12 protein-coding genes are annotated in these 18,735 nt (G+C 70.3%); 6 read left to right on the plus strand and 6 right to left on the minus strand.

The window, feature by feature from the left end; genetic code table 11:
* Nucleotides 1-31 precede the first annotated feature (31 nt).
* From ACFO5K_RS24320 to ACFO5K_RS24330, 3 genes are read right to left on the minus strand one after another with little or no spacing between them, the layout of a single operon-like run.
* The gene (locus ACFO5K_RS24320) at nt 32-475 is read right to left on the minus strand and encodes a DUF6069 family protein (protein WP_378567495.1); all 444 of its coding nucleotides are present in this window, start codon (nt 473-475) and stop codon (nt 32-34) included.
* A 51-nt stretch (nt 476-526) separates the two neighbouring features.
* A complete protein-coding gene (locus ACFO5K_RS24325) occupies nt 527-1,963 on the minus strand; it encodes a 1-acylglycerol-3-phosphate O-acyltransferase (protein WP_378567498.1) in 1,437 nt (478 codons plus the stop codon).
* Nucleotides 1,960-4,389 carry a glycerol-3-phosphate 1-O-acyltransferase gene (locus ACFO5K_RS24330; protein ID WP_378567501.1) on the minus strand — a complete coding sequence of 810 codons (2,430 nt, stop codon included), beginning with the start codon at nt 4,387-4,389 and terminating at the stop codon, nt 1,960-1,962. The genes ACFO5K_RS24325 and ACFO5K_RS24330 overlap by 4 nt, the downstream gene beginning before the upstream one ends.
* A gap of 237 nt (nt 4,390-4,626) precedes the next feature.
* Here ACFO5K_RS24330 and ACFO5K_RS24335 point away from each other — a divergent pair, with 237 nt between their 5' ends.
* Complete coding sequence (locus tag ACFO5K_RS24335; RefSeq protein WP_378567504.1) at nt 4,627-5,913, plus strand: salicylate synthase; 1,287 nt, start codon at nt 4,627-4,629, stop codon at nt 5,911-5,913.
* 53 nt (nt 5,914-5,966) lie between these two features.
* On the opposite strand, the gene ACFO5K_RS24340 is transcribed toward ACFO5K_RS24335, so the two are convergent.
* Nucleotides 5,967-7,583, minus strand: coding sequence for a (2,3-dihydroxybenzoyl)adenylate synthase (locus tag ACFO5K_RS24340; RefSeq protein WP_378567507.1), 1,617 nt, complete (start codon nt 7,581-7,583; stop codon nt 5,967-5,969).
* Nucleotides 7,584-7,837: 254 nt separating this feature from the next.
* On the opposite strand from ACFO5K_RS24340, the gene ACFO5K_RS24345 reads away from it, so the two are divergent.
* From ACFO5K_RS24345 to ACFO5K_RS24355, 3 genes are all read left to right on the plus strand, one after another.
* On the plus strand, nt 7,838-11,557 hold the full coding sequence (locus ACFO5K_RS24345; protein ID WP_378567510.1) for a non-ribosomal peptide synthetase: 3,720 nt from the start codon (nt 7,838-7,840) through the stop codon (nt 11,555-11,557).
* 68 nt (nt 11,558-11,625) lie between these two features.
* On the plus strand, nt 11,626-12,489 hold the full coding sequence (locus ACFO5K_RS24350) for an oxidoreductase (RefSeq protein WP_378567513.1): 864 nt from the start codon (nt 11,626-11,628) through the stop codon (nt 12,487-12,489).
* 69 nt (nt 12,490-12,558) lie between these two features.
* Nucleotides 12,559-13,029 carry a carboxymuconolactone decarboxylase family protein gene (locus ACFO5K_RS24355; protein ID WP_378567516.1) on the plus strand — a complete coding sequence of 157 codons (471 nt, stop codon included), beginning with the start codon at nt 12,559-12,561 and terminating at the stop codon, nt 13,027-13,029.
* A gap of 71 nt (nt 13,030-13,100) precedes the next feature.
* Here the strand turns inward: ACFO5K_RS24355 and ACFO5K_RS24360 are convergent, their stop codons facing one another.
* Entirely contained in the window at nt 13,101-13,910 is an 810-nt protein-coding gene (locus ACFO5K_RS24360; RefSeq protein ID WP_378567519.1) for an NmrA family NAD(P)-binding protein, read from the minus strand.
* Between the two features lie 309 nt (nt 13,911-14,219).
* Here ACFO5K_RS24360 and ACFO5K_RS24365 point away from each other — a divergent pair, with 309 nt between their 5' ends.
* Nucleotides 14,220-15,308 (plus strand): 3-deoxy-7-phosphoheptulonate synthase, encoded by a 1,089-nt coding sequence (locus ACFO5K_RS24365; RefSeq protein WP_378567522.1) that lies wholly within the window; start codon nt 14,220-14,222, stop codon nt 15,306-15,308.
* Between the two features lie 247 nt (nt 15,309-15,555).
* Nucleotides 15,556-18,099, plus strand: a complete 2,544-nt coding sequence (gene hrpB / locus ACFO5K_RS24370; RefSeq protein WP_378568307.1) for an ATP-dependent helicase HrpB — start codon at nt 15,556-15,558, stop codon at nt 18,097-18,099.
* A 61-nt stretch (nt 18,100-18,160) separates the two neighbouring features.
* Here hrpB and ACFO5K_RS24375 read toward each other — a convergent pair whose 3' ends face one another.
* The gene (locus ACFO5K_RS24375; protein WP_378567525.1) at nt 18,161-18,730 is read right to left on the minus strand and encodes a GNAT family N-acetyltransferase; all 570 of its coding nucleotides are present in this window, start codon (nt 18,728-18,730) and stop codon (nt 18,161-18,163) included.
* Nucleotides 18,731-18,735: the final 5 nt, after the last annotated feature.

The raw sequence follows: 18,735 nt of genomic DNA on the forward strand, positions 1-18,735 counted from the left end.
GTTTCGGCGGGGCCTTCGTCGCGTTCGGGGGTCACTTCGCGGTGATGCCGCGGCGCACCCCTTCCAGCGCGATCACCAGTACCGGTACCAGCACCACGTGCATCAGCGACAGCGCCACGGTGGACACGGTGTCGAAGCCGGAGGTCAGTGTCATCCAGATGGTCGCGAGCGACAGCAGCGATCCGATGACCGCGGCGACCCGCAGCACTCCGGTCCACAGGTACGACACCAGCACCGCGACCGTCATCCCGATCAGCAGCGGCACCGTCGACATCAGGATCACTCCGCCGGGGGCGACGTCGAGAACCTGGTCGCCGTCGGTGGTGGTGAACGTGCCGCCGGCCAGCTCCCCGATACCCCAGATGAGCAGGTTCGCCACCAGGGCGGCGAGGACGCCACCCAGCACGGCGACGGGCCGGTTCAGGGCGGGCAGGGTGCGGTTGCCGGTGGTGGTGGTGACTGCGGTGGTGGTCATGATGTTCTCCCTCATTCGGTGGTGAGACCATCATCAAACCCAAACAATGGTTCAGGTCAAGCGCTCCGCCGAATCTTTTTCTCCCGGCCAGTTCAGCAGGGTGTGTTCGTAGCTGCGGCGTACCTGTTCGACCTGCTCGTCCATATCGTCGGGATCCCAACCGGAGACATCTATCGGGGGCAGCACCGCCACATCGACGATGCCCGGACGGGCGATCGGGGAGTCACGCCAGGCGATTTCGCCGGCATTGCGGATCACCACCGGGATCACCGGCACCCCGGCCTGGATGGCGATGTGGAACGCGCCCTTCTTGAACGGTCCGAGTCCACGCGTGTACGAGCGCGTGCCCTCGGGGGCGACCGCAATGGACAGTCCTTCGCGCAGCGTGGAAACCACCGGTGCCAGTGCGGCTTTCGCGCGCGCGGTGTCGGTGCGGTCGAGGAAGGTCACACCGACGAAGCGCATCAGCGGGCCGAAGAGCGGATGGTTGCGCAGTTCCTTCTTGCCGATGCCGGTCACCGGGCCGCCGACCACCTTCGGGACGATGATCACGTCGAACTGGCTCTGATGGTTGAACAGGAACACCGCGGGCCGGGGCGCGCGGGTGTGCTCGGCGCCGACCACCCGCAGACGTACGCCGATGGCGCGCAACGTGGCCGTGGTGGCGTCGTGCATGAGCGCGTCGGCCATGGCCTGCCGCTCACCGGCGTAGGACTTGCGCAGCACGCCGACCAGCGCACCGGCGATCAGCGCGGTGAACCCGGCGACGGTACGCAGACAGTCGAGCGGGGACGGGTCGCGGCGGGCCCGGAATTCCAGGGTGGGCCAGCCGCGGTCGGCGGCCACGGTGGCCAGTGCCGGATCCGGGCCGACGGTGACCGGGGCGGCGGCGAGTTCGAGCAGGGGCAGGTCGGTGGCGCTGTCGGTGTAGACGTAGCCGATCTCGAGCCCGGCCGAGGCCGCGAAGGCCCGGACGGCCTCGGCCTTTCCGGCCCGCCACAGCGGTGGGCCGTCGAGGTGACCGGTCAGCACGCCGTCCTCGGTGGCCGGCTCGGTACACAGCACGTGCTCGATGCCGAGCAGTTCGGCGACCGGCCGCACCGCGTATCCGGGCAGTTCGCTGGCGAGGAGCACCGTGTGCCCGGCCAACTGGTGTTCGCGGACCAGCTGCCACGCCTCAGGAAACAACCGCCCGGCGAGCTCACGGCGAAACGCGCTGCGACCGAGGTCGTCGAGTTCGGTACCGGGCACCCCGGCCCAGGTTCGCTCGACGGCCTGCAGGAAGCGCCCGTAGTCGCCGTCGCCGCCGCGCCGGATGCCGCCGAGCAGGGTCGCGCGACGCCGATCGCCGCGCCGGAAAACCCGGCGCACCAGTCCTCGACGCGGCAGTTCGTCGACCACGGTGCCGCCGAAATCGAACACGGCGGCGACTTCGGCGCCGTGCGGCCCGGACCGAATCGCGGCCACCGCGTCGGCGAGTGCGCTCACAGCGTGTTCCGGTTCGACGGGTCGAGCGCGGCGGCCCGCGCGATCCGCTCACCGAGGTCGCGCAGTTGGGTGGCGAATTCGCGGCGGCGAGTGTCGAGGTCGGCTGCCCGGCCCGCCTCGGCCGGTGCGATCAGGCCGTAGTTGTCGGCCAGTTTCCATGCGCTGGTGAACAGTTCCGACGACACCGATTCGGGGCTGTGCAACCGATGTTGCAGCAACATCTGCTTGCCCACGGCCACACATTCATCGATGAATTCCTTGCGGTCGATCACCGCGTCGGCGGGGCGGTCGGCGAGCCGCTCGGCCACCACCAGTTGCGCGTCGAAGAACGAACGCAACACCCGGTGGGCCATGACGAACCCGGAATCGGTGAGGGCGCTGAGGAATTGGCGGTCGAGCCGGTCGTCGGGGGTGTGTTCGTCCCATTCCGGCACGATCAGCCGCACCTCGTTGATGATCTGGTCGGCGAATTCCTGGCGGTCGGGGAAGAAGAATTCGAACTTGAGCAGGTCGCGCAGCGCGAAGGCCGCTTTCCACGCCGACCGCAGCGGATCATCACCGGGCGCTTCGACGGCGGTGAGGGCGGAGAGTTCGAGAATGGCGCGGTTGACGAACCAGTGCACCGCGCTGTTGCGGTAGAACGCGGCTTCCAGATGCGCGCCCGGTTCGATGGCGTAGACCGGTTCCAGCCCGCCGCGATACACGGTGACCACTCCGGCGAGGGCGAGCTGTTCGAGAACCACCCGCAGGCCCTGTTCGTCGCGCAGCTTGGACAGTTCGCCCGCGGGCAGGCCGCGCAGGTTGATGTATCCGAGCACCGGGTCGAGCACGGTGCGCACCTGACCCAGCGTCAGCGCCCGCTCGTGCACACCGAGCAGGGCCAGGGTGACCAGGGCGTTCACCGTGACCGGGGTGACGTCGTTGATGCCGACGGCCACGTCGAACGCCAGCCGCTGCACGGCTTTGCGTTCCACTTCGGCCAGCGCGGTCTCATCGGGCACCACGGCCGCGCCGGTCGCGGTGTCGTGCAGCGGAATGGTCAGCGGTCGCGCACCGAGCGGGTCGCCGTGCGAGGCGAGCCGCTCGCGTGCCGAAATCGCCTCGCCGAAACGCACGTACACGCGCCCGGCCGAATGCTGTTGACTTCGCACATATCTGGCCAGCCAGGCGATGCCCTCGGGCTTCTTCTTGCCGCCGGACTGCTCGCTGGCGATGGCGCCGAGTTCGTTGAGCCGCTCATAGGTGATCGACACCGGTACCAGCATCACGTCCTCGACCCGCCGTGAACGTACCGCGGCGGCAAGGTAATTGAGCAGCCCGTAGCGTGGTGGCCGCAGTTTTCCGGTCCGGGTCCGGCCGCCCTCGAAATACCACTCCATATTGAAGCGCTTGGCCAGCAGGAACGCGAAGTACTCCTCGACGACCGCTTTGTACACCTCGTCGTCGCCGAAACTGCGCCGGATGAACACCGTGCCGGTGCGCCGGGCGACCGGTCCCATCGGCCAGAAGTTCAGGTTCGCGCCGCCGATCACATGATTGGGCGGGAAATCGTTGCGGGCCAGCACATCACCGAGGACGAAGGCGTCGACATAGGAGCGGTGGGAGGGCAGGAACACCAGCGGATACTTGCGGTTGAGGGTGCGCAGGGCGTCGAGGCCGTGCAGATCGGGGTCGACCTTCCAGGTGGAGGCGTGCACCGGGCGCATGGCCTGGGTGAACAGGTCCGAGACCAGCCGGCTCTGCGCGGCGACCAATTCGTGCAGCGCCTTTTCCGCGCTGCGATACACCTGGTCGGGGTCCGAGCCGAACTCGTCGGCGATGTAGTCGAGTTTGCGCTGGAATTCGGGGGCGTCGAGGATTTCCTCGGCCACCAGCTGCGGCACCTTGTACCGATCCCCGATGACGGTGCGTTCGGCGCGTTCCAGCGCGACCACCGCCGCACGCACCACCGAGCGGGCGAACGCGTCGCCCGACCCGGCCCGCAGCAGGGCGGCGGCCTCCGGGTAGTTCATGCGCAGCTCGCTGAGCCGGGCGGGCGCGCCGACCAGTACCTGATGCCGGTCGGGGTCGGTTCGCAGCAACCGGCGCTGCACGAGCCGGTTGGGTTTGCGTGGGTTGGTGAGCATCGCCAGGTCGGCGAAGGTCACCCGGCGCACTCCGTCGCGTTCCGGTGGCAGCCACAGCACCCGGACGGGTACCACGAGTGGGTCGTCGTTGCGGTTCACCAGGCGTTTGGTGATGGCCTTGGCGTCGAGGTCGAGCTGGGTCACCGGGGCGTCGGTGCCGATTTCGCGGTCGAGCCCGCCCTCGGCGAGCCAGGTGCCGATCACTTCGCGTTCGACGCCGGAGGCCGTGTCGACCAGGGCGACCACCGAATCCGCCTGCGGTCCGGGGTGCCGGTCGCCGCGCCCGTCGTTGTCGATCATCTCTCCATTGAAGCCGCAGTTCGGCCTCGGCGCACCGAACTTCGCCGCACGCGCGTTGCACACCGGCCCGTCATGGTGGCACCCGACGTGGCAGAGTCATGCGCAGGGCGAGGGACAGTGGCGCAGAATACCCAGCACGGAGATGGCCAAACTGGGAGGTAATGCTAACCTAACCACGCTAAGTTAGGTCAGCTTTACCTTGGAGGATCGTTGTCGTCGACGGAACAACCCATACGGGTGGAGTATGTGACCGATCCGGCGGCAGCGATGTCCCGGCTGGCGGCGGCCGATCGATTCGGCGAGTACGTGATGTACGAACAACCCGGCTCCTGGGTGTTCGCCGCCGACCCCCTCGGCAGCGTGGAACTCGACGCCGGTGAGCTGCGCACCGTCTGGAACGGGCAGACCACCACGCGCGCCTGGACCGGCAGCCCCGCCACCGCCGTCGACGCCGCACTGGCCGGCCTGCCGCTCGACGGGCGCAACGCCTACGGCTGGCTCGGGTTCGAATTCTGCGCCTACTCACTGTCTGCGACCCGGTACCTCAACCCACTCACCCCGCTGGCGCACCTGATGATCCCGCGCATCGAAGTGCGCATCGACGCCACCGGCGTGCGGATCAGCGGCGCGACTCCGGGCGAGGCCTGCGACATCCACGACCTGATCGCCGACTCACAGCACACCGAGCTCCCCGTCGCGCACCCCGTGGACGTGCGCACCGATCCCACCGGCTACCCCGACCGGGTCGCCGCCGCGGTCGCCGAAATCCGTGCCGGCGACTACCAGAAGGTGATCCTGTCGCGGAAGGTGCAGTTGCCCTTCGCCGTCGACGTGCCCGCCACCTACCGCCTGGGCCGCGCCAACAACACCCCCGCCCGGTCGTTCCTGCTGCGCCTTGGCGGGCTCGAAGCCGCCGGGTTCAGTCCTGAGCTGGTGGCCTCGGTCGACGACGACCGCGTCGTCACCACCGAACCGCTGGCGGGCACGCGCGCCTTCGGTCTCGGCGCCGCGGCCGACGAAGCCGCCCGCGCCGAACTGCTCGCCGACCCGAAAGAGATCGTGGAGCACGCGATCTCGGTGCAGACCTCCTTCGCCGAGATCACCGCGGTGGCCGTCCCCGGCACGCCCGCGGTCTCGGATTTCATGGCGGTGCGCGAACGTGGCAGCGTGCAGCACCTGGCCTCCACCGTGCGCGGCACCCTCGCCGCCGACCGCACCGCCTGGGACGCGCTCGAGATGCTGTTCCCGTCGGTGACCGCCTCCGGCATCCCCAAGCGCGAGGGCGTGGATTCGGTCTTCCGCAACGATCGCGATCCGCGTGGCCTGTATTCCGGCGCGGTGGTGTGTGTTTCGGCGACCGGCGCGCTCGAGGCCACACTGGTGCTGCGGGCGATCTATCAGACCGGCGAAGGCGCCTGGTTGCGGGCCGGCGCGGGCATCGTCGGACAGTCGCGTCCCGAGCGGGAGTTCGAGGAGACCTGCGAAAAGCTGGGCAGCGTCGCGCCTTACGTGGTCAAAGCCTGATTCGGCGCAAACAGCGGCGGCTCCCCGGGCTACGGGGAGCCGCCGCTGTCCGTTCAGCCGTGCAGGGCCCGTAGGGCCTTCTTGTCGATCTTGCCGACCGCGGTGAGCGGCAGCGAATCCGCCTGCCGCACCAGATCGGGCAGCTTGTAGGTGGCCAGGCCGCGCTCGGTGAGGAAGGTCTTCAGCTCACCGACAGTGGGCAGCTCGCCGGTGACGACCAGGACGACACAAGCCTTCTCACCCAGCGAAGCGTCGGGCAGGCCCACCGCGGCCGCGTGCCGGACCGCCGGGTGCGCGAGCAGGTGCTCCTCGAGCTCGTCGCAGGAGATGTTCTCCCCGCCGCGGTTGATCACGTCCTTGATCCGACCGCTCACCATCAGATGCCCGCTGGGCAACTGCCGCACCAGATCCCCACTGCGGTAGTAGCCGTCCGGGGTGAAGGCGCGCGCATTGTGTTCGGGCGCACGGTAATACCCGCGCAGCGTGTACGGCCCGCGGGTGAGCAACTCGCCCTCCTCGCCGGGCGCGACATCATCGCCCTCGGCGTCGACCACGCGGATCTCATCGGCGGGCGAGAGCGGACGGCCCTGCGTGGTGTGCACGAGTTCGTCGGGGTCATCGAGGCGGGTGAAGTTGAGCAGCCCTTCCGCCATCCCGAAAACCTGCTGCAGCTTGCACTGCAACGCCGGCTCCACATCACGGGCGTTGACCTCGGCCAGGCGCGCGCCACCCACCTGCAGCAGACGCAACGAACTCAGATCGGCGTCCTCCCAATCCACTGCGGCACTCCACAACTGGGCCAGCGGCGGCACCAGCGCGGTTACGCTCACCGCGTGCTTCTCGATCGCGGCGAAGGCGGCCTCCGGACTCGGATCCAAGGTGAACGCGATCGCACCGCCGGTGGCCACGGTACCCAGGATGCCCGGGCAGGCCAGCGGGAAATTGTGGGCGGCGGGCAGGGCCGCGAGATAGACGTCGTCGGGGGTGAGGCCGCAGACCTCGGCGCTGGCCGTCGCGTTGTAGGCGTAGTCGTCGTGGGTGCGCGCGATCAGCTTGGGCAGCCCGGTGGTGCCACCGGACACCAGCATCAGCGCGATATCGGACGGGTCCACCTCGGGCAGCGAACCCTCGTCCGCCGCGACCGAGTCCAGTGCGGTGAACGCGCCGGGCTCACCCGCGACGAGCACATGGCGCAGGCTCGGCACGGCCGCCTGAACCGTCGCGGCGAGTTCGCGATAGTCGAAATCACCCAGCCGATCCGGGATGAGATAGGCCACGGCTTCCGAGAGCGCGGCCAGATGCTCGATCTCGGCGCGGCGATGCGCGGGCAGCGTGAGCACCGGGATGATGCCGGCGCGCAACAGCGCGAACAGGGCCGTCGCGAACTCGGGGATGTTCGGCAACTGCACGATCACCCGATCGCCGGGGCTGATCCCCAGCGCGAGCAGGCCACGCGCGAGCCGGTCGGCGGCGGCATCGAGATCGGCGTAGGACTGCACCGCCGCATCGCTGAGCACGGCCGGACGCTGCGGTTGACTGCGAGCCGAGTCGCGGAGCAGATCACCGAGTGCGCGCCCGGACCAATACCCGGCGCTGCGATACTGCTCGGCCGCGTCATTGGGGAACGGGACGTAGCCCTCGCGGTGACCTGTTGCCGATGTGGACGTCACGTGCTGCCTCACTGTGTCTTTGGCGGCTGGCGCCGCGTGGTTCCCGGCCTTCCCTTGATCTTCCCTCCCGGTAGGCACTCCTTCGTCGCACCCTCTGGTCAGGCCAGATCCTGGCGGTCGAGAACCGGGGTGTCGGGGCGCCCAGCCGTTATGGGCAGGGATAGGTTAGGCAACCCTATCTCAATGGAGTAGGCTGCCGCCCGGCAGTACCGAATCCGTCCGGGCACGGGCGGCGAGCAAGGAGTGATCGGCAGATGGAGACAGCACCCGCAGGCGGCGCCGGGATCGACCGCGCCGAGATCCGCGCCGCGATCGCTCGTCACCTCGACATCACTCCAGAGGCCGTAGCCGAAGCCACCGACCTCATTCAACTAGGTCTCGACTCGATTCGCACGATGAAGCTCGCGGGCGCCTGGCGCAAACGCGGCATCGCCGTGAACTTCGCCCTCCTCGCCGCCCACCCCACCGTCGACGCCTGGCACGCCCTCCTCAACGGTGCCGACCCCGACGAACTGACAACACCCACCGCCGCCGCGGCCACCGCTGCGGGCTCGGGCGTCACGGCGCCTGCCGCTTCGGGCGAGTCCTCCCCGGCCGGTGCATCCGGCCTCGTCGCGGACGACGGCACACCGTTCGCGCTCGCACCGATGCAGCATGCGTACTGGATCGGGCGTTCGGACGCGCAGGAGCTGGGCGGGGTCGCGGCGCACCTGTATGTCGAGTTCGACGGCGCGGGAGTTGACCCCGAGCGGCTCGAGCGGGCGGTGGAGCAGTTGCTCGATCGGCACCCCATGTTGCGCACCCGGTTCCTGCCCGACGGCACCCAGCAGACCCTGGATCGGCCGGGGCGCGCGGTGTTCGGGGTGGAGGATCTGCGAGCGGTGCCGGCCGAGGAGGCCGAGCGGCGGCTCGAGCAGTCGCGCACCGAACGCACCCACCAGCGGATGGCGGTGCAGGACGGGCAGGTGCTCGACATCGCCCTCACCCGCCTGGCCGACGGACGCACCCGCCTGCACCTCGACGTCGACATGCTCGCCGCCGACGCGATGAGCTACCGCATCCTGATCACCGACCTGGCCGAGCTCTACCACGGTGAACAACTCCCGGCGCAGGACTACACATTCCGCCAGTACCTGTCCGACCACCGGCCCGGCGCCTTCGACGAGGAACGCGCCCGCGATCGCGACTGGTGGCAGGCCCGCCTGCCCGAACTCCCCGGCGCACCGGAACTGCCGCAGGCCCAGCACATCGCCGACAACAGCCGCACCGTCCGACTGCACCGCTGGCTCTCCCCGCAGGCCAAGGCCCAGGTGTTCGACGCCGCGCACACCCGCGGCATCACCCCGGCGATGGCGTTGGCCTCGGTGTTCGCCGAGACCATCGGTGGCTGGTCGGCGCAGCGCCGTTTCCTGCTGAATCTGCCGCTGTTCCACCGGGAACCGGTGCACCCGCAGGTCGACGGCGTGGTCGGCGACTTCACCTCCTCGGTCCTGCTCGAGGTCGACGTCACCGAACCGGCCACCGTCGCCGATCGGGCCCGCGCCCTCCAGCAACGCCTGCACCAGGCGGGCGCGCATTCGTCCTACTCCGGTCTCGAGGTGCTGCGCGACCTCGGCCGCCACCGCGGCGAACCGGTGCTGGCCCCCATCGTCTACACCAGTGCCCTCAATCTGGGTGAACTGTTCGCCGACACCGTCACCGACACCTTCGGTGACCCGGTCTGGATCATCTCCCAGGGCCCGCAGGTCCTGCTCGACGCGCAGATCACCGAGGTCCGTGGCGGTCTGCTGCTGAACTGGGACATCCGCGAATCAGCCTTCCCCGCAGGCATGGTCGAGTCGATGTTCGCCCGCTACATCGAAGCCATCGAACGCCTCGGCGGCCACAGCTCCGAGTCCCTCGATCCCACCGGAGCGGATGTGCCCGCGGCGGTTGATGCCGACGGAGCGGATGTGCCCGCGGTGGTGAGCACCGACACAGTGAGCGCGTCTTCGGTGCACGCGCTCGCCGAACGTGCCGACTCGGCTGCCCGGGCCCGCAATGTGGTCGGGGACGCAGGGTGGCAGGCCGAGGCGGGTGTGCGGATTCCCGTGGAGCAGGCCGCTGTTCGGGCTCGCGTGAATGCCACGTCAGGGCCGGTGAGTGGCGGGCTGTTGCACACCGGCTTTTTCGCGCACGCGGCGACGAATCCGTCTGCGCCCGCGGTGCTCTGGGAGCCTGCCGGCCGCCTGACCTACGGCGAGCTGGCCGCGGACGCGCTGGCCGTGGCCGGTGCGCTGCGCGGAGCCGGTGTGGCGCCGGGTGATTCGGTGGCGGTGCAGTTGCCGAAGGGTCCGGATCAGGTGGTCGCGGTGCTCGGTGTGCTCGCGGCGGGTGCGGTGTATGTGCCGATCGGATTCGATCAGCCTGCCGCGCGCCGCGCCGAAATCCTCGCCACCGCGGACGCGGTCGCGGTACTCACCGTCGGTGGCGCGCAGATCCCCGACGTGCGCGCGATCGACCTGGCCGAAGCCCGTCTGCATCCGGAGCCGTTGGCCCGCCCGGTGTTCGGCGATCCGGAGAACATCGCCTACGTGCTGTTCACCTCCGGCTCCACCGGCAAACCCAAGGGTGTCGAGGTGCCGCACCGGGCCGCCATGAACACCATCGACGACCTCAACGAGCGCTTCGGACTCGGCGCGAACGACCGCGCCCTGGCCCTGTCGGCCCTGGAATTCGACCTGTCGGTCTTCGACGTGTTCGGCCTGCTCGCCGCCGGTGGCGCGGTGGTCGCCGTCGACGACACACAACGCGGCGACCCCGCCCGCTGGGTGGAACTGATTCACCGGCACGAGGTTTCGCTGCTCAACTGCGTCCCGAGCCTGCTCGACATGCTGCTCACCGCCGCCTCGGGCGCGCCGCTGCCGTCGCTGCGCACGGTGATCCTGGGCGGCGACTGGGTCGACGTCGCCCTCCCCGGCCGCCTGGCCGAGGTGGCACCCGACTGCCGCTTCGCGGGCCTGGGCGGCGCCACCGAAACCGCGATCCACTCCACCATCTGCGAAGTCGTCGACGCCCGGGTACCCGCGGAGTGGACCGCCGTGCCCTACGGCACCCCGCTGCGCAATGTGCGGTGCCGCGTCGTCGGACCGGCGGGCAACGACTGCCCGGACTGGGTCAGCGGGGAACTGTGGATCGGCGGCGACGGGGTGGCCGCCGGCTACCGCAACGACCCGCAGCGCACCGCCGACCGCTTCGTCACCCACGAGGGTCTGCGCTGGTACCGCACCGGCGACCTGGCCCGCTACCTGCCCGACGGTGGCCTGGAATTCCTGGGGCGCGCCGACCACCAGGTGAAGATCCGCGGCTACCGGGTGGAACTGGGTGAGGTCGAGAGCGCCCTGCGCGCGGTTGCGGGCGTCCGGCACGCGGTCGCCGCGGTGGTGGGCAAGGCGGCGCCGAAGCTGGTGGCCCTGGTGGTGCCGACCCCGGACACCACCCTCGACCCCACCACGGTGCTCGCCGCGACCGCCGATCTGGTCCCGTCCTACATGGTGCCGACCCGGCTGGAACTGCTACCCGAACTCCCGCTCACCGCCAACGCCAAGCCGGACCGCAAGGCCATCCGCGCCGTGCTCGAAAGCGACGACGCCGCAGCGGAGTTCGTCGCGCCTCGCACCGATCTCGAACGTGCGCTGACCTCGGTGATCGCCGAAGTACTCGCGACCGGACGGCTCGGCGTCACCGATGACTTCTTCGCCCTCGGCGGCGACTCGGTGCTCGCCACCACCGCCGTCGCCCGGATCCGCGAATGGCTCGACGCACCCGACACCGTGGTCGCCGACCTGTTCACCGCCCGCAGCGTCGCCGGGCTGGCGCAGCGGATGCTGGAGCGCGAAGCCGATTCCGGGGCCGCCGGCCGGCTCGACGCCGTGGCCGCGATGTACCTCGAGGTGGCCGCGATGAGCGACGAGGAGATCCTCGCGCAGTCCTGACACCGCTCGAAGCTCGCACCCGCGCTTGTCGATTCGTGCCGGCAGCGCGGGTGGCTAGACTGCCGCGGGTGAGCAAGTGGACTACCGCCGACCTGCCCGACCAGACCGGACGCACGATCATCGTCACCGGTGCCAACAGCGGTCTGGGCGCTGCCACCGCGCGTGCGCTGAGCCAGGCGGGGGCGCGGGTGATCCTGGCCTGCCGAAACGTCGCCAAGGCCGAACGGGTCGCCGCCGACCTGCCCGGCGCGACACAGGTGCGTCCCCTCGACCTGGCCGATCTGAACTCGGTGCGCGAATTCGCCGAGTCGATCGACCGCGCCGATGTGCTGATCAACAACGCCGGGGTGATGGCGCTGCCGTTGCGCCGCACCACCGACGGCTTCGAAATGCAGTTCGGCACCAACCATCTCGGCCATTTCGCGCTCACCAACCTGCTGCTGGACCGCATCACCGATCGGGTGGTGACGGTGTCGAGCGCCGCGCACCGCATCGGCCGGATCGACCTGGCCGACCCCAACTGGGAACAGCGCCGCTACGACCGCTGGCTCGCCTACGGCCAGTCCAAGCTGGCCAACCTGATGTTCGCCTACGAACTGCAACGCCGCCTCGCCGGTGAGGGTTCGGCGGTGATCTCGGTGGCCGCGCATCCCGGGTACGCCGCCACCGAACTGATGTCGCACACCGAATCCATCCAGGACCGGTTCATGTGGCTGGGTAACCGCACGCTGGCCCAGAGCGCCGAACAGGGTGCCCTGCCGAGCCTGTTCGCCGCCACCACTGCTGTCGAGCCGGGCGCGTTCTACGGTCCTGACGGCCTGTTCGGCCTGCGCGGTCACCCGGCGCGCGGCTCCAGTACCGCGGCGTCGAAGGATCTCGCCGTCGCCGGTGAGCTGTGGGAACTTTCCGAGAAACTCTGTGGCCTGATCTAGCGGTGTCACACTTCGCGCGGCTTCGTCGTCTTCTCTGTGAACCCACCGGGAACGATGAAGGAGCCCAGCATGGAAGCCCGTTTCAAACTCTTCGGCAACACCGTCGCCACCAGCTTCGTGAAGCGGCTGACGATGGCGAGCAAGGTCGTCGACGAGTCCACGCTGCCCGAGGCCACCTACGAGCTGGTCAAGATCCGTGCCTCGCAGATCAACGGCTGCGGTTACTGCACCGACATGCACACCAAGGACGCCGCCCACGCCGGTGAGTCCACGGTGCGCATCAACCTGGTCGCGGCCTGGCGTGAGGCCACCGTCTTCACCGAACCGGAGCGGGCCGCCCTCGCCCTCACCGAGGAAGCGACCCGCCTCGCCGACGGCGGCCACGTGAGCGAGAGCACCTGGGAGCAGATCCGCAAGCACTACGACGACGACCAGATCGGCGCCCTGCTCGCCGCGATCGCGATGATCAACGCCTGGAACCGGCTCAACGCCATCGCCCGCACGCCCGCCGGCGACTACGTGCCCGGCCAGTGGGCCTGACCGTTCGAGTCGGCGGCCTCTGTGCTCGGCGGGGCGACTGTGCCGCCGAGCCAGAGGGCTGGGCTGACCGTTCAGGCGAAACGGTGCCCGTGCTCGGCCGCCCACTGCGCGAAGGTCCGCGCCGGACGGCCGAGCACGTGTTCGACCGTGGGGTCGACTGTGTAGGACTCCGGGCTCGACTCGGCGTACCAGCCGATCACGTAGTCGGCGTCGGCCCGGGACACCCCGGTCGCCACCAGCCGTTCGACCGCCTGTTCATGGGTGATCGTGGTGAAGGTGATCTCGCGCCCGGCGGCCGCGCCCAGGATCGCCAGCCGCTGCTGCGGGGTGAGCGCCTGCGGTCCGGTGAGGTTGTAGGCGCGCCCCGCGTGCCCGTCCTCGAGTAGCGCGACGGCCGCCACCGCCCCGATGTCGGCCTCGTGCACCACCGCGCTCGGATGCGCGTACGGCTCGCGCACGGCGCCTTCGCTCCGGATCGAGTCGAGCCAGGTGAGCGTGTTCGACATGAACTCTTGTGGCTCGAGTCGCGTCCACTCCACCCCGGAGGCCGCGACAGCCTGCTCCACCGGGCCGACCCCGCCACCCCAGACCACGGTGATCCGGCGCACGCCCGCGGCTATGGCTTTGTCGATGAGCTCCTGGCCGACCTCGGCGAGACCCGCGGTCACCGTCACATGCAGACGGTCGACCCCGTGCCATGCCCTGGCCAGCGATGCGGGGTCGGTGTGTGTGCCGGTGACCAGCTCCACGTCCGGGCCGAGCAGTGCACGCGCCGCCTCGGCGTCGCGGGTCAGCGCCTTCACCTTCTCGCCGCGCTCGACGAGTTCCCGGACCACTTGGCGCCCGGTGTTGCCGGTCGCGCCCGTAACCAGTGTTGTCACAGTCGATTTCCTTTCGTCACGACCGACGCTAGAACCTCGAGTCAACTAGAGGTCAAGGCGGTTTCGCGGACATCGGCGATGTGATCGTGCGCACTTCCGGCAACCGTGCGCGGGCCCCCGGCGTTTCACCGGTGGTACAGTCCACGGCATGCAGCGCGCATATTTCTGGTTTAGCGAGCCGGCCCCTGGGTGGGCCGGTCTGCGACCCTGCGCGCTGACTTCCTCCACCCCGAGCCGGATATCTGACCGGCTCGACGGGGTAGCGAAATTCCGTGGGTCGGCCTTCAACCGAAAAGGACCCACATTCTCATGACCACCGCAGTTGACGTAGACGCGCGGCACTCCGACCTCGACGACCAGCGCACCCTCAGCGTGAGCCCGCTGCGCTCGCCGGCCGAGGTTCGCATGGTCCACCAGATCACCGACGAACTCGCCGACACCGTGCGCGCCGGGCGCAAGGCCACCGTCGAGGTCCTCAACGGCGACGACGACCGCCTCATGGTGATCGTCGGCCCGTGCTCGGTGCACGACCCCGCCGCCGCGCTGGACTACGCCCGCAAGCTGGCCGCCAAGGCCGCCGAGCTCGACGACCGGCTCCACATCGTGATGCGCGTGTACTTCGAGAAGCCGCGCACCACGCTGGGCTGGAAGGGTCTGATCAACGATCCGCACCTCGACGGCACCTTCGACGTGAACACCGGCCTCGGCATCGGCCGCCAGGTGCTCGTCGACATCACCGCCCTCGGCCTGCCGGTGGCGTGCGAATTCCTCGACCCGATCACCCCGCAGTACATCGCCGACCTGGTCTCCTACGGCGCGATCGGTGCCCGCACCGCCGCCAGCCAGGTGCACCGCCAGCTGTCTTCGGCGCTGTCGATGCCGGTCGGCATCAAGAACGGCACCGACGGTGACGTGCAGGTCGCGGTCGACGGTGTGCGCGCCGCCGCCGCCAGCCACGTTTTCCCCGGTACCGACCTCGACGGCCGCTCCGCGCTGATCCGCACCTCGGGCAACCCCGACTGCCACGTCATTCTGCGCGGCGGCAGCAACGGGACCAACTACGACGCCGCGTCCTGCGCCGAGGCGAAGCTGCGCCTGGAGAAGGCCTCGCTCGCTCAGCGCCTGGTCGTCGACGCCAGCCACGGCAACAGCAACAAGGACCACAACCGTCAGGTCGACGTCGTCACCGATATCGCCGACCGTATCGCCGCCGGCGAGCGGGGCGTGGTCGGCGTGATGCTGGAGTCCTTCCTCGTCGCGGGCCGCCAGGACCTCACCCTCGGCCGGTCCGCCGACCTGGCCTACGGCCAGTCGATAACCGACGCCTGCATCGACTGGAACACCACCGCCACCCAGCTCGACCGCTTGGCCGAAGCCGTCGCCACCCGCCGCGGCTAGCCATCTCTCCCACAGTGCGGGCCCCGGATTCTCCGGGGCCCGCACTGCTGTCCGCACCGCCTCCGCCCCGAGCCGCCATCCCAGCCAGTCGTCCATGGGGTGCCCCCCTTGCTGGACCAGCGACCACCAGGCGCTCAGGTAAGTATCGGCCGAGAGCGGAAATCCACCAGAGCCTGGTGATCAACCGTCCAGTGCGGAGTCGGGGGCGTGGGGCGTGGGGTAGGGCGGCAGACTGGTGGGGGTGAAGATGCCTGAGCTGCCCGAGTTGCCGGTGCGGCCTGCGCTGGATGAGATCAGCGGCACCTTGGCTGGGCGTGGTGTCGCTGTGCTCGTCGCGCCGCCGGGGACCGGGAAGACGACGCTGGTGCCGTTGGCGCTGGCGGCCGGTTCGGCGGGGCGGGTCGTGGTGGCGGAGCCGCGGCGGTTGGCGGCGCGGGCGGCGGCCGCGCGGATGGCTGGACTGCTCGGGGAACGAGTGGGGGAGACCGTCGGGTACGCGGTGCGCGGGGACCGGAAGGTGGGGGCGCGCACCCGAATCGAAGTGGTGACCTCCGGGCTGTTGGTGCGGCGATTGCAGCAGGATCCCGAACTCGGCGGGGTGGGGACCGTGATCCTCGACGAGTGCCACGAGCGGCACCTCGACGCGGACCTGCTGTTGGCGCTGTTGCTCGACGCCCGCTCGGGGCTGCGGCCGGACCTGCGGGTCCTGGCCACCTCGGCGACAGTGGCCGCCGACCGGCTCGCCGAATTGCTCGGCGGGCAGGACGCCGAACCCGCGCCGGTCGTCGAGGTGCGCGGTCGCACTTTTCCGGTGCAGATCGGGTACGTGCCGCCGCGATCCCGCGAACGCATCGAAGCGCAGGTGGCCCGCGCCACGCGCACCGCGCTGACCGAGTCCGACGGTGACATCCTCGTCTTCCTGCCCGGCGTCGGCGAGATCAACCGGACCGCCGCGCTGCTACTCGATCTCGACGATGTCGATGTGCTGCCGCTGCACGGGCGGTTGGGCAGCGCCGCCCAGGACAGCGCGCTGCGACCCGGTGCCCGCCGCCGGATCGTATTGTCCACGGCGGTAGCCGAATCCAGCCTCACCGTGCCCGGCGTGCGAGCGGTGGTCGACTCCGGGCTGTCACGGGTGTCGCGCGTGGATCACCGCCGGGGCTTGTCGGGCCTTGCGACAGTGCGGGTTTCGGCCGCTGTCGCCGAACAGCGCGCGGGCCGCGCGGGCCGGGAAGCCCCCGGACACGCCTGGCGCTGCTGGCCCGAATACGAGCACCAGACCCTGCCGGCCTACCCCGAACCCGAGATCCGCACCGCTGAATTGACCCGTCTCGCCCTGGAATTGGCGTGCTGGGGCACACCGGATGGTTCGGCCCTGTCCTGGTGGGACGCACCGCCCGAAGGTGCACTCACCGTCGCCCGCACCGTCCTGCACACCCTCGGCGCCCTCGACGACACCGACCGCGTCACCCCACGCGGCCGCGCCATGGCCGCCCTCGGCCTGCACCCCCGCCTCGCTCGCGCTCTCCTCGACGGCGCGGCCCGGGTGGGTGCGAAAGCAGCCGCCGAGATGGTGGTCCTGATGGACGACGACACCCTGGCCGCCGGCGTCGACGCCACCGCCGCCCTCCGTGCGCTGCGCACCGAACGCCCACCCCGCTGGACCCGCGAAGTGCAACGCCTGACCCGCCTGGTCGTCGAACATCGCGCCGCGGGTCACCTCGGTGGCGGCTCGGCCACCGATCCTGCTCCGGCGACCGGTACGAGCCCTGTCGCCGGGCCGGACACGGACTCTTCACCGGGCGCCAGGTCAGGCGATGCAGCGGCGCTGATGATCGCGTTGGCCCAGCCGGAGCGGTTGGCGCGGCGCCGGGGGAGCGGATCGGCGTCGTACCTCATGGCCGGCGGTACCGCGGTGACATTGCCACCCGGTTCCGGGCTCGCGGCCGCGGAGTGGCTGGCGGTGGCGGTGGCCGACCGTGACCCGGGCCGTGCGGAGGGCCGAATCCGGTTGGCCGCCATCGCCGATGAGGATCTGGCGCGCGAGGCGGCGCCCGGCTTGCTCACCGGCGGTGACGAAGTGCGGTGGGACGGCGGTGATGTGGTGGCCCGCCGAGTCGAACGCCTGGGTGCGATCGTCGTCGCGGAGAAGCCGCTGCGCACACCGGACCCGGACCTGGTGCGCCGAGCGGTGCGGCAAGGTCTGCGGACCGAAGGTCTCGACCTGCTCCGCTGGTCCGACGACGCCCGAAATCTGCGCCAACGCCTCGACTTCCTGCACCGCACCCTCGGCGCGCCCTGGCCGGCCGTCGACGACGCCGGCCTGGTATCCGACCTCGACAGCTGGCTGGGCCCCGAACTGGCCACCGCCCGCCGCCGCGCCGACCTCGCCCGCATCGACGCTGGTACCGCCCTGCGCCGCCTGCTGCCCTGGCCCGAAGCTGCCCGCCTCGACGAACTCGCCCCCGAACGCCTCGAGGTTCCCTCCGGCAGCCGCATCCGCCTCGACTACACCGCCGACCAGCCGGTCCTGGCGGTCAAGGTGCAGGAAATCTTCGGCTGGACCGACCCGCCCACCCTCGCCGACGGCCGCGCCCCGATCCTGCTGCACCTGCTCTCCCCAGCCCAACGCCCCGTCGCCGTCACCGCCGACCTACCGTCGTTCTGGAAAACCGGCTGGCCCCAAGTCCGCGCCGACCTACGCGGCCGCTACCCCAAACACGCCTGGCCCGAAGACCCCACCGCCGTCCCCGCCCACCGCGGCACCGCCCGCCGCGCCCGCCCGGCCTAGCCGCTGGACGGGCGACCACCAGGCACCACCAGAGCCTGATGATCTTGATCTGCTGCGGGTGTTACCCGAGGTCGGGCCAGTTGGGGGCTGGGGTGGGCGGGTCGGTGGCGAGGCGGGCGGCGTGCCATTCGTCGACTCGGCTGCCGCGTTGGATGCCGCTGGAGCGGGTTGAGCCTTCGTAGTGGAAGCCGTTGCGGCGGGCTACGGCGGCTGAGGGGTGGTTGCCCACTACGGCGCGCCAGGTGATGCGGGCCAGGTCGAGGCCGTCGGAGGCGAAGGCGAAGTCGCAGACCAGGGTGACCGCGCGCGACATCAGGCCGCGTCCGCGGTGGGCGGGGGCCAGCCAGAAGCCGATCTCACAGGTGCGGTGTCCGCGCGCGTGCAGCCCGACCATGCCTTCGACCTGCCCGTGCGCGGCGGTGCGGACCGCCCAGGTCGGCACATTGCTCGCCCAGCCGGGCGCCACGGCCCGGTCGAGGAAGTCCTCGGCATCGCCGCGGTGGTAGGGGGATGGGATGGTCGTCCAGCGGGCCAGCTCGGGGTCTTGGCAGCACTCGACGATCCGATCGATGTCGGTGCCGGTCGGGCGGGTGAGCCAGGCCGTGCCGTCGGTGAGCGTGTGCTCGTACATCGGGC

The sequence above is a fragment of the Nocardia halotolerans genome (assembly GCF_042650145.1).
Lineage (GTDB): Bacteria > Actinomycetota > Actinomycetes > Mycobacteriales > Mycobacteriaceae > Nocardia > Nocardia halotolerans.